Annotated in this window: 8 protein-coding genes and 2 pseudogenes; 4 read left to right on the forward strand and 6 right to left on the reverse strand. The window is 68.3% G+C overall.

All coding sequences use genetic code 11. The annotated features are described in order from the left end of the window. The 3 genes and pseudogenes from ACJ8AT_RS06075 to ACJ8AT_RS06085 all read left to right on the forward strand — a co-directional run. Positions 1 to 1,657: pseudogene (locus ACJ8AT_RS06075) on the forward strand (RCC1 repeat-containing protein); the annotation flags it as partial. A 74-nt stretch (positions 1,658 to 1,731) separates the two neighbouring features. Then, positions 1,732 to 2,052, forward strand: coding sequence for a hypothetical protein (locus ACJ8AT_RS06080; protein WP_407736659.1), 321 nt, complete (start codon positions 1,732 to 1,734; stop codon positions 2,050 to 2,052). Positions 2,053 to 2,132: 80 nt separating this feature from the next. Further along, complete coding sequence (locus ACJ8AT_RS06085) at positions 2,133 to 2,732, forward strand: hypothetical protein (RefSeq protein ID WP_407736660.1); 600 nt, start codon at positions 2,133 to 2,135, stop codon at positions 2,730 to 2,732. Positions 2,733 to 2,799: 67 nt separating this feature from the next. On the opposite strand, the gene ACJ8AT_RS06090 is transcribed toward ACJ8AT_RS06085, so the two are convergent. The 4 genes from ACJ8AT_RS06090 to ACJ8AT_RS06105 all read right to left on the reverse strand — a co-directional run bounded on the left by ACJ8AT_RS06090 (position 2,800) and on the right by ACJ8AT_RS06105 (position 7,922). Continuing rightward, positions 2,800 to 3,537 (reverse strand): patatin-like phospholipase family protein, encoded by a 738-nt coding sequence (locus ACJ8AT_RS06090; RefSeq protein WP_407736666.1) that lies wholly within the window; start codon positions 3,535 to 3,537, stop codon positions 2,800 to 2,802. 72 nt (positions 3,538 to 3,609) lie between these two features. Next, positions 3,610 to 4,887 (reverse strand): hypothetical protein, encoded by a 1,278-nt coding sequence (locus ACJ8AT_RS06095; protein ID WP_407736661.1) that lies wholly within the window; start codon positions 4,885 to 4,887, stop codon positions 3,610 to 3,612. Positions 4,888 to 5,049: 162 nt separating this feature from the next. Next, positions 5,050 to 6,096 (reverse strand): hypothetical protein, encoded by a 1,047-nt coding sequence (locus tag ACJ8AT_RS06100; RefSeq protein ID WP_407736662.1) that lies wholly within the window; start codon positions 6,094 to 6,096, stop codon positions 5,050 to 5,052. Continuing rightward, positions 6,093 to 7,922 (reverse strand): patatin-like phospholipase family protein, encoded by a 1,830-nt coding sequence (locus tag ACJ8AT_RS06105; RefSeq protein WP_407736663.1) that lies wholly within the window; start codon positions 7,920 to 7,922, stop codon positions 6,093 to 6,095. The genes ACJ8AT_RS06100 and ACJ8AT_RS06105 overlap by 4 nt, the downstream gene beginning before the upstream one ends. Before the next feature lie 510 nt (positions 7,923 to 8,432). On the opposite strand from ACJ8AT_RS06105, the gene ACJ8AT_RS06110 reads away from it, so the two are divergent. Then, positions 8,433 to 9,863: an NAD-dependent epimerase/dehydratase family protein gene (locus ACJ8AT_RS06110; protein WP_407736664.1), complete on the forward strand. Its 1,431-nt coding sequence runs from the start codon at positions 8,433 to 8,435 to the stop codon at positions 9,861 to 9,863. A 367-nt stretch (positions 9,864 to 10,230) separates the two neighbouring features. Here ACJ8AT_RS06110 and ACJ8AT_RS06115 read toward each other — a convergent pair whose 3' ends face one another. Continuing rightward, positions 10,231 to 10,989: a DUF5953 family protein gene (locus ACJ8AT_RS06115; protein WP_407736665.1), complete on the reverse strand. Its 759-nt coding sequence runs from the start codon at positions 10,987 to 10,989 to the stop codon at positions 10,231 to 10,233. Continuing rightward, positions 10,986 to 11,731, reverse strand: a pseudogene (locus tag ACJ8AT_RS06120) (DUF6310 domain-containing protein); the annotation flags it as partial. The pseudogene ACJ8AT_RS06120 and the gene ACJ8AT_RS06115, both read right to left, overlap by 4 nt.

The following is an 11,731-nucleotide window of genomic DNA, read 5'->3' on the forward strand; positions in this document are numbered from 1 at the left end:
CGCCTCGGCACAAACCCTCGCTGCTGGCAACACCCATTCCGTGATGCTGAAGCCGGACGGCACCGTCTGGGCCTGGGGCTTCAATAGCAATGGCCAGCTGGGCGACGGCACTACCACCCAACGCAACTCCCCCGTCCAGGTGCCCGGCCTCTCCAACATCACCTCCATCGCCGCGGGCTACGCCCACACCCTGGCGCTGAAGCAGGACGGGACGCTCTGGGCCTGGGGCTACAATGGCTTCGGCCAGCTGGGCGACGGCATCGCCACCAACCAACGCCTCTCCCCCATCCAGGTGCCCGGCCTCTCCAACATCATCGCCGTTGCCGCGGGCTACTACCACACCGTGGCGCTGAAGCAGGACGGCACCGTCTGGGCCTGGGGCTTCAATGGCTTCGGCCAGCTGGGCGACGGCACTTTCTCCAACCGCATCTCCCCTGTCCAGGTACCCGGCCTCTCCAACATCAGCGCCGTTGCCGCGGGCTACTACCACACCCTTGCGCGCAAGCAGGACGGCACCGTCTGGGCCTGGGGCTTCAACAACTACGGCCAGCTGGGCAACGGCACCTCCACCAACCACGCCCTCCCTCTCCAGGTGCCCAGCCTGTCCAACATCGGCGCCGTTGCCGCGGGCGACTCCTACACCGTGGCGCGCAAGCAGGACGGCACCGTCTGGGCCTGGGGCTACAATTTCCAAGGCCAGCTGGGCGACGGCACCTCCACCGACCGCGCCTCCCCTGTCCAGGTACCCGGCTTGTCCAACATCAGCGCCGTTGCCGTGGGCAACGCCCACACCCTGGCGCTGAAGCAGGACGGCACCGTCTGGGCTTGGGGTTACAACAACTTCGGCCAGCTCGGCGACGGTACCCTCACCCAGCGCAACTCCCCCATCCAGGTGCCCGGCCTCTCCAACATCAGCTTCATCGCCACGGGCTACGCCCACACCCTGGCGCTGAAGCAGGACGGCACACTCTGGGCCTGGGGCTCCAATGGCAATGGTCGGCTGGGCGATGGCACTACCACCCAACGCAGCTCCCCCGTCCAGGTGCCCGGCCTCTCCAACATCCTCTCCATCGCCGCGGGCAACGCCCACACCCTGGCGCTGAAGCAGGACGGCACCGTCTGGGCCTGGGGCCTCAATGGCGATGGCCAGCTGGGCGACGGTACCCTCGCCCAACGCAACTCCCCCGTCCCAGTGCCCGGCCTCTCCAACATCATCGCCATCGCCGCGGGCACCTACCACACCCTGGCGCTGAAGCAGGACGGCACCGTCTGGGCCTGGGGCTACAATGGCAATGGCCAGCTGGGTGACGGCTCTACTACCCAACGCAACTCCCCCATCCAGGTGCCTGGCCTGTCCAACATCATCTCCATCGCCGCGGGCTACTCCCACACCCTGGCGCTGAGGCAGGACGGCACCGTCTGGGCCTGGGGCTACAACAACTACGGCCAGCTGGGTGACGGCTCTACTACCCAACGCAACTCCCCCGTCCAGGTGCCCGGCCTGTCCAACATCAGCGCCACCGCCGCAGGCTCCTCCCACACCCTGGCGCTGAAGCTGGACGGCACACTCTGGGCCTGGGGTTTCAACGAAAACGGCCAGCTGGGCGATGGCGCTCCTCTCTTCTACTCCTCGCCAGTCCAGTCCCAGCTCCCCTGACTTCCCGCCCCGCCAGCCCCAGCCAACGCTGAGCAGGCTGGACGCGAAGGCGGGACGGCGAATAAGGGAGGGCCATGCGCGCTCCCTGCCTTGTCCTGTTGGCCCTGGTGCTCGCCGGCTGCCCCAAGCAAGTGGACCGGGTGGCTGGCTCCGAGGACTCCCGGATTGACGACACCACGGCCCAGCTCGAGGAGCTGCGGCTCAAGACAGAGTCCGAGTCCCTGTCCTGCCTGGATCGGTGCGCGGCGGCCCGGCAGACCTGCGAGCTCACCGAGGAGCTGTGCAAGCTCGTGGAATCCCAACCGGACCGGACGGATCTCCCGCCGCGCTGCGTCCAGGCGCGCGAGCAGTGTGCCCAGGCCAACGCGGGCTGTACGCGGTGCCGGAACGGCTGAGCGCTGGGGAGTCGGCCAATGAGCGGATTGCCCGAGTCCCCCTGAGCCCCCTAGATTGAGGCAACCCTCGAGGAGCCGTCATGTCGCGCCGAACGTCCGTCCTGCTTGTCGCCGCCTGGGTCGCCATGCCGGGCCTGGCCCTGGCGGAGGTAGAGCTCACGCCGGAGAAGATCGCGGAGATCCACCGGGACGAGCAGGCCGCCAAGGCCAAGGTGAACGCGGCGCACGGCCACAAGGATCCCTCGGAGATGACGAACGAGGAGCGGGCCCAGGCCATCCAGGACGAGCAGGCGGCGGCGCTGGCGGTGATGGAGAAGCACGGGGTGTCGGACAAGGAGTACTCGCGCCACGTGGCCCAGATGTCGCTCGAGGAGCGAGAGGCCGTCTCGAAGGCGGAGAAGAAGCTGGAGGCCGCCGCCAAGGAGAAGGCGGCCAAGGAGGCCGCGCAGGGCAAGGAGGAGGAGCCCAAGGCCCCGGAGGACATCCCCATCCAGCAGGGCATCAGCGACGAGCACCCGGTGGAGATGGAGTCCTCGGGAGACTCGGCGTCGGTGGTGGAGCAGGGCCTGCCGCCGGGCGAGCAGGCGGGGGACGAAGCCTCCGCGGCGGACAGCACGGAGGCCCCCAAGGACGAGGCTCCGGCAGCCCCCGCGAAGAAGAAGTCCTCGAAGAGGAAGTAAGCGCGCGTCTAGTGCACCGGCACCGAGGGCACGGGCGGTGGCGCGTTCATCGCGGCCTGTTGCGCCATCACCGCTCGGGCCAGCTCCTCGCCGTAGCGGATGCGCAGCCGGCCGTGTCGGGGCCGAGCGAATTGCAGAGGATGACGACAATCTGCGTGGGGTTGAACTGCAACGCATCCCCGAGCGGGGAGACATTGCGCACGCCCCCGTCCACGTAGGCCTGAGGGCCAATCGCCTCCCAGAGGACTGGCAGGGTGGCGCCCTGCCATACCGCGTCCAGGAAGTCCGGCGCGTCCGGGGTGACCATGTCGAACTCCCCCGACACGAGCGAGACGCGGCCCACATGGACGGGGACCCGGAAGGGCCGCCCCGCGGCGTACTTCTGGACGAGCGCCCGCAGCGGCGAGTTGTCATAGAACCCGAGCTTCTGCTGGACGCCGATCCGGAAGGCCACCATGGGCCAGGGAACCTTCCGATAGATGTCCAGCTCGCGGATCTCCAGCCAGAGGTTCATCAACGGCCCATACTGCTGCTGGCCGAGGAGCGCGCCGTTGAGGCCTCCGACGGACACTCCGAAGATGCGCTCCCAGCGGAAACCAAACTCCTCGCGAAGGACACGCTCGGCCCCCACCTGGAAGGCCCCCCTCGCCCCGCCTCCGGAAAGTACGAGCGTTGCAGCTCTCTCCGCCATGACATCCCCCCGCGATGGATTGCATCCGTGCGAACGGCTTGAAGGCCACCCCACTCCGAGCCGTCTGACTCGGCTTCCAGCATCTGCGTGTGCGAGGGCGCTGCGGCGTGGCATCCGCAGCGCCCAGGCTCGCACCTCCCCTGCGCGAGTCACCGGCCCCCTCCCCCCAGGGGGGCCCGGGGCCCGTCAGGCCTGCGGCGGGTGGACGCCGCTCCTCAGCTCAGTGCGGACGGCATCGGCCACGCGCTCGCGGACCGCATCGGCCACGCGCTCGCGGACATCCTCGCTGACGCGCTCGCGGATGGCGTTCACGATGCGCTCGGTGTCAGGCTGGGCGAAGCCCTGCTGGACTCCCATCCACGGCTCGCCCATCCCGGCGCGCATCGTCCCGCCCAGCGTGTCACGGATTGCCTCGACCAGCCGCGTCCGAAGCACCTCGCTGATCTGCTCGCGCAGGGTGTTGGAGAGCCGCTCGTGGAGGGCATCCACCAGGCGCCCGTGGATGGCGTCGGCGATGCGCTCGGGCTCGATCTGACCGAAGCCCGGCGTGAAGCCCGGCGTGAAGCCCGGCGTGAAGCCCTGCATCCGCCGCTCGGAGATGGCGCTGCGCAGCGCATCCCCCAGCCGCTCCCGCAGCGCTTCACGCACGCGCTCGCGCAGGGAGGAGTGGAGCCGCTCGCGGATGCCCTCCGCGATGCGCTCGCGGATGGTGCCGGCGAGGCGCTCCGGATCGAACTGGGCGAAGCCCTGCCCCCGCCGCTCGGAGATGGCGCTGCGCAGCGCATCCCCCACCTTCTCCTTGAGCGCCTCGCGCACGCGCTCGTGCACGGCGTAGGTGAGCCGCTCGTGCAGGCCGTCGGCGATGCGCTCGCGAATGGTGTCGGCGACGCGCTCGGTGTCGAACTGAACGAAGCCCTGCATGCGCCGCTCGGCGATGGCGCTGCGCAGCGTATCTCCCAGCTTCTCCTTGAGCGCCGCGCGCACGCGCTCGCGCACCACGGTGCTGAGCCGCTCCCGGAGGGCATCCTCGATACGGTTGCGCACCTTCTCCGCGATGAACTCGGTGTCGAACTGGCCGTAGCCCTGCTGCATGCTCATCCAGTTCTCGACCATGACGGTGCGCAGCGCCTCGCCCAGCCGCTCCTTCAGCACCTCGCGCACGCGCTCGTGCACGCCGGTGCTGACGCGGTCGCGGATGGCATCCGCCAGGCGATGGTGGATGGACTCCGCGATGCGCTCGGTGTCGAGCTGGGGGGTGCTCCCCTGCGGGTGCATGTGCATGCCCACCCAGCGCTCGCTCATCGCGCTCCGCACCGCCTCGCTGACGCGCTCGCGCATCTCCGTGCCCAGACAGTCCTTGAGGGCTGACAAGACCCGCTCAGGAACCACTTCGGAGATACGATCCTTGATGGACTCTCCGAACATCTGCTGCTGCTCATTCATAGAGGACTGCTCCTGGCTCATGAGGGACTCCTTGTGGAGGGGGAGGACCGCACGCGAGCGGACTCGCTTGCGGGAGCGCATAGATAGAGGGTGAGACCGCCGCCGGGTACGGTCCGCGGGGATGAGGCCCCTGTCGGAGCGGAGACAGCGTTGAAGCCGCGTCCGTGCAACCGCCCGGAGCACTCAGGCGACGGGCGGAGCTCCCGTGTCCAACGTACAGCGCACGCTGTCGAGCACTCGCTGAATGGGCGCGCAGATGCTCATGCCGTCCGCGCTCCCCATGTGAAGCCCTACCGCGTCTCCCTGCAGATCCAGCACCAGCGCGCCCGAGTCCCCGGGCTGGGTGAAGGGCGTGATGCCCAGCAGATCCGTGAACCAGACGAGCCGGGACCGGCCACTGGCATCCGGGTAGGGCAAGGCCAGGATCGTGTGTCGCGCCAGGATGGTGCCGAACGTCACCTCACTGGCGAAGCCCACCTTGCGGACCGGCAGGCCGATGGGCGCATCCGCGCGGACCCCGCCGGGGCGGACCCCCAGCAAGGCCATCTGGTTGTCGAGCGCCTCCGGCATATCGGGGCGGACCGTGGCCGCATCCACGTTGGTGGAGGCCTTGTCGAAGTCGACCGAGAGCGGCATGACCGTGACCAGCCTGCCGAACAGGGCGTTCTCGAGCATGCCGGTGGCGCGCGCCTGCTCCAGGGAAGGAACGAGGACCCGCTCACCCGGCGCGGCGCGCCCGCTGTTCGCGATGACATGAGCACACGACAGGCCCAGGCGCTCTCCCGTCTCCAGTGAGCGCACGGCACACGTCAGGGTGCCAGAGCCGGAGCCCCGGTGGCCGATGTTGAACCCGGGGAGCGTGGGGCGCATGTCGCTGACCAGCGTCTCCAGACGTGGCGTACGCACCTCCCGCACATCCGTGGGAAGACGGCCGCGCATCCCCAACTCCTCCAGGGAAATGTCTTCCGGGATCCGCTCGTGAGCGGGCACGTGGCCCTTGGCGCGCTTGGCGCGGACCAGGATCTGGACGGCCAGATCCTCCACGCGGCCGCACCGCACCTTGGGGGCGTAACAGAGCCCCACCACGTTGCGAGCCTCCCACCACCGCGCGTGCTTGCGCGCCACCCGTGAGGCGTGGGCCCCTGCCTGGCGCCTCCGCGGAGCGCTCGCGGGAGGCAGGCGCCCGAAGGCGATCGCGTGGAGCAGCTCGCGAACGCCTTCATCGCTCACTCGCACTTGCGCTGCTCCGGCTTGTCCTTCGTGCACTGATCGATCAGGACGAACCGGCTCTCCGCCTCCTTGATGACGTCCTCTGCGGGCTTGGCGCACTCACCCTGAGCGATGGCGCCGGTGATGGAGAAGAGCTGCAGCATCTCCTTGCACCGCTCCTGAAAGGTCTTCACCCCTCGCGCGAACAGCGGCCGCATGACCTGGGGATTGAAGGCGTAGCCACTGGCGGCCTGATCCTCACTCGGACGGAACACCAGCGCCGAGCGCCAGCTCGAGGCCACCTCCGGGAAGTGAGCGGGGCCCATCCACATGCTGGTCTGCGCCTCGACCCGCAGGGACACCTCCGTGGGGGGCTCGAAGCCCGTACCCGAGCGGCGGCAGAAGTCCTCGGTGCCCTTGACGCCCACCAGCCGGTCCTTGCAGACGTTGTACTCGGCCATGCGCCGAGCGACCGCCATGAACTCGGCCTGCTGCACCTCGCCCACGCGAGGCTGCGCGACGAACAGATCAAGCGTGCGCATCAGGATGCCAAAGGCGTTCTTGGACTTGGACTCGGGCGAGGGATCCGGATCGATGCCCCCGGTGGAGATGACCAGCACCCGCTCGGCGCCGCGCTGCACGGCCTGCAACAGCGGCAGCCCCGAGCGCACCCCTCCATCCAGGTACGTGCCCGGCCGCTGGCCCGACGAAGCGGGAACGGACTTGACGGGCTCGGCGAGGACCGGCTCGACGATGGAGGCCATGATGCCGTTGATCAGCCCCTCGACCCGGTTGGACTCGCCCGGGGGAACATCCAAGGGATCCTGGTCGCTGATACTGAAGACATCCCCCGAGTTGTAATCCACGGAGACCGCCACCAGCTCGGTGCCGTTGGTCAGCATGGCGGGCATGACCGCCTCGCGCAGCTTGCGATCGATCCCATCGAAGCGCACCAGCCCGGGCAGGTCGTCGTTGAGCTTCCAGATCCAGGTCGAGTTGACGCAGTAGAGATCCGACTCCACCGAGCAGGTGTAGTTGTTCATCAGCATCTCGCGGGCCCGGTCCTCCTGGCCTGGGGTGTGGAAGAGATCCACCAGCGTGCCGATCAAGGTGCCGGTGCTGGTGCCCGCCACGAGATCGACCCGGGCGTCGGCACAGCCCTCGGGAGCGGGCTTGCCGCGGCACTGCTGGAGAATGCCGAGCAGCCGCCAGATCAACCCGGCGGAGAAGGCGCCATTGGCCGCGCCTCCGCTCATGACGATGGCGGTGGCCGGGTGGCCCAGCGTGCGGTGCCAGCGCCGGGCGTGGACATATTGCGCGGCGGCCTCGGCGCCCTCCTTGATTCCGGTGCGAAGCTCTTCCTGCGTGAGCCTCCGGCCCAGCGCCGTCTCCAGCGTCACCAGGGAGGGGCCAATCCCGAGGGCATTGCCCAGGAAGCGGGCCGCATCGACCTCGGCGGCGGGAGGCTTGCCGGGGCTGAGCGACTCGGGGGCCGCGGGCACGCCCCAGAGCGGCGCGACGATGGCGCGTGTGCTGAAGGCCTCATAGCAGCGGCTGTTGTCGGTGCCGGCCGTCTCGGCCAGACAGGCCGCATGGTCGATGAGCGTCTCGGGCGAGCCCCCGAGGGCGGACATCCACTTGGCGACGGTCTCCGGATCCACGTAGGCGTCCACGAGCTGGGCGCGAGTCAGTCGCGCCACGCGGTCACTGACGGGGGTGGGGGGCGCCTCCTCGGGCTTCTTGTCCGAGGGCTTGTTCAAGGACTGGAGGACATAGTCCGTGCGCAGGAAGCAGCCCCCCAGCATGAGCGGCAGCGCGGCGATCAGGTACAGGAGCTTCTGGTTCAAGAGCATCCCTCTCTTCATCGAGCCACGAGGATTCCAGAGCCTACCTCGCACCGGCGACAGCCGGAGGAGGAAAGCGAGCGGCTATGCCCGTCAGGAACACGACGCTTTGGGGCAAGCCTTGCGTCACTCAGTCCTCCGCCTGGGGTGCGTCACAACACGTGGGCGGCGCGAGCCTCCTCCAGAGTGTACTCCCGCCCGACGATCTGCCACTCGGGTAGGCTGTACTCTGGCGCTTTGAACAGGGCGCAATCTGCTGCACGCGAGTCTCCGCGCTGAGGAACGTCCCCGCGCCACCGGGCGGATCTCCTCGCTCTGTCCAGACGGGGGACGGCGAACTCTTACGGTACCGGGGCGCCGCGCTCGTCCGCCTCGAGCCGTGAAGCCGCGACCAGCGGGGGCGATCGCGCAAGTGTCACGTGGACACCCTTGCGGCGTGGGCCCTGGCGGCAGCGCCGGGGCGTTCGGGTAGTTTGCCCGCGCGGCTCCGCGACGCGCCCTGGAGGAACCTCGTTGCAACCCCTCACCGTCATCACCGGCGCAAGTGGCTACATCGGCGGGGCGCTCGTGGAGCGGCTCTCGCCTCGCATGCGCGTGGCGGGCCTGTCACGCTCTCACGCCCCGGGGATGGACGCTCATGGTGTGGAGTGGCGCAAGGCGGACCTCTTCTCGCTGGCGCAGACGCGCGCTGCGCTGGCGGGGGCTCGCTACATCATCTACCTGGTGCACAGCATGCAACCCTCGGCGCGGCTCACCCAGGCGCGCTTCGAGGATCTGGACCTGCTGATGGCCGACAACGTGGCTCGCGCCGCGCGCGAGGCGGGGGCCGAGCAGATCATCTTCCTCGGAGGGCTGGTGCCCGAGACGTCCGGGCTGTCGCGCCATCTGCGCAGCCGGCTGGAGGTGGAGCGCGCGCTGTCCGCGTACGGAGTGCCCGTGACGGCGCTTCGCGCGGCGCTGGTGGTGGGGCCGCATGCCTCGTCGCTGCCCATCCTGGTGCGCCTGGTGCGGCGGCTGCCGGTGATGCTCACGCCCCGGTGGACGCGTACGCTCACCCAGCCTATCGCGCTCGAGGATGTGCTGGCGCTCATCGAATACAGCATTGGCAACCGGGCACTCTACGGGCAGCACTACGACATCGGCGGGCCGGAGGTGCTCACGTACCGGGAGATGATGCTCCAGACGGCCCAAGTGCTGGGGCTGAAGCGGACCTTGCTGGACGTGCCCTTGCTGACGCCTCGGCTGTCATCGGCGTGGGTGACGCTGGTGAGCCGCACGCCCTCGGCGCTGGTGCGGCCGCTGGTGGAGAGCCTGGCGCACCCGATGGTCGTCTCCCAGGAGCATCGGCTGGTGGCGCCCGGGCAGCGGCTCATTCCCTTCCCGGAGGCGCTCGGGCAGGTGCTGAAGCAGGCGGAGGATTCACCTGCGCGCAAGAAGCCCCCGGCACGCCGGAGGCCGCCGCGCACGGTGCGCTCGGTGCAGCGGCTATATCTGCCTCCCGACAAGGATGCCCTCTGGCTGTCGGACGAGTACCGGGGGTGGCTGCCGCGCTTCATGCGCCCGTTCCTGCGGGTGGAGCGGGATGTGCAGCGGACGCTCACGTTCAGTCTGCGGTGGCTGCGCCAGCCGCTGCTGGTGCTCAGCTACAGCGAGGACCTGAGCACAGCGGACCGGGTGCTCTACTACATCACGGGAGGCGCGCTGGCGCGCTCACAGCAACCGGTACGAGGGCGGCTGGAGTTCCGAGTGATGCCGGGAGGCCGCCATGCGTTGACGGCGATCCACGACTTCGAGCCCCGGCTGCCGTGGAGGCTCTACACGCAGACCCAGGCCCGGGTGCACATGTTCGTGATGAACGCGTTTGGCAGGCACCTGCGCCGACAGGTGCGCTCGGCCCAGAATGGCCATGACGCTCATCACCATCAGCCCGGCCCGGGAGAATGAGCCCAGCGCGTATTGGAGCTACCCCGGTTTCGGCTCTCCCGCACTTTGTGTGGAGCACGTGCTCAGTGGACTATGGCGGCTCGAACGGCACGACCCAGAAGAACAGCGGCGTGACGTGGCTGACCAACCAGGGCTGCAACTGACCTGGTGACCCTTGGCGATAGAGTTGGGGAAGGGTACCACCCCGTGCACCATCGTAGCCCCGGGAGCCTTCAGCTCCTGAGCGCAGGGGGAGAGATGCTTCGAGTGGATCACGCGCGCCATGGGCCGCAGCGGGGCTCAGCTCTCCAACTCGACCCGGTGGCGCACGTCTGACAGTGCCACTTCGGGCCTGTGGAGCGCGCCAGGAGACGCGCAGCAGCCTCCTTCAGCCCGGAGTGACGCGCCCGCCGATCTCCGGGAAGCGCTCGTAGGTCCGCAAGAGCGCTTCTAGATGGGCGGGGTTGTCGAGATCGAGCGGTGCATCCGTGAGCTGCACCACCCACCCGCCCGACGCCGTGCGCCGCGCCCGTGAGAGCAGCTCGGCGTCACGCAAGGGGTCTGGGAATCCGATGGCTCGTGCGGCAGCTTCCGACCAGTAGTTCAGCCATCCGAGGTAATAGGGAATCTCCGGTGCGCGGATATCCTCGAAGAGTTTGAGGGCGGGCAGCCCCCGGCGTGGGGACGGCGGCCCTTCCAGCGTGGGTGCTGTCTGATACGCGATGTCCAGCGCAGCGCCATCCGGCGTCGCACGCCCCCAGAACGAGCGTGTGCCCTCCGCTACACGCTCCAGCATCTCCGCCGCTGCCGCGATAACCGCCGCATCTAGCGGCAACTTCGCATGGACTTGGAGCTGTGGCCGACCGCCTGGGCTCTCATACGCGGAGCGGTGCAGCCCGGAAATCATCACGGGGTAACGCAGATCGTTGTTACATACCATCGGAAACTCGCCGCGCGTGGCCTCCTCAGCCAACCACGCATCGCGCTGTGGCAACGCGGCAAGCCGTCGCCTCTCGGTAACTCTCCACTCCAGGCGCAAGCCGGGCAACGCCCGTTCCAAGCCATGGACGGCAGCGAGCGTGCGGTTGTCGTCACCCACAAGCGCAGGCGCATAGACGATGAGAATCAGGGTGCTTTGAGTAGTCATCTCTTGCATCCCGTGACGACGATCTTGAGGAAGGGAGCGAGAGCGAGTAGCGCGTCTTTGTGCGCTTGGGTGCTCACGCCAACAACGAAGTCATATCCACAGGCCCGCGCAGCGTCGCGCTCCTTGCTCAATTGCTTGAGTTCCTTCTCAATCTCCTGACCCGGATATAGGCATTGTACTTGTCAAATTGATGGGTCTTGATCTCCCACAGCACGCGCACGCCGACTTGCAGCGCATCGAAGCGCGCACCGCCCACGAGCACATCCATTCCGGGATACCGGCTGGGCGGAAACTGATCGGCGCACTCGTTATGGGGGACATCTTCGCCCGTGTGCCGCACCGGGATTGGCTTGCACTCCGGGCGCTCCGTCGGATCGGCTGATTCTTCGTCACGGGTTCCTGCTGATTGGATAGCCGTGTCTGAGTCTTGGGCTTCGCGCGCTCGCGGGCTGCGTTCCGTTGATAAGCATCAATACCCTCTTGGATGGCGGCTGCCACCACCACCGCGCCAACAACAATCACTGCACCGACGACGATCTCGGGTGCCGCGAAGACACAGAGGGCCACGACTGCGGGAGCGGCTGCATCCGCGTAGGCGACAGCGCATCTTTTGGTGACATCCCGAAACCTGACCCTGTCCCGATCGAGAGCGTGAAAGCACCGCTCCGCAAGGATCGGCCATTCGTTGGAGGCTTCCCGCACCACGCAATGCCCGTCATCCGTCCAGGGGAACTGCGCCGCC

The sequence above is a fragment of the Hyalangium sp. genome (genome assembly GCF_045802625.1).
In the GTDB taxonomy this organism is placed as follows: Bacteria; Myxococcota; Myxococcia; order Myxococcales; family Myxococcaceae; genus Hyalangium.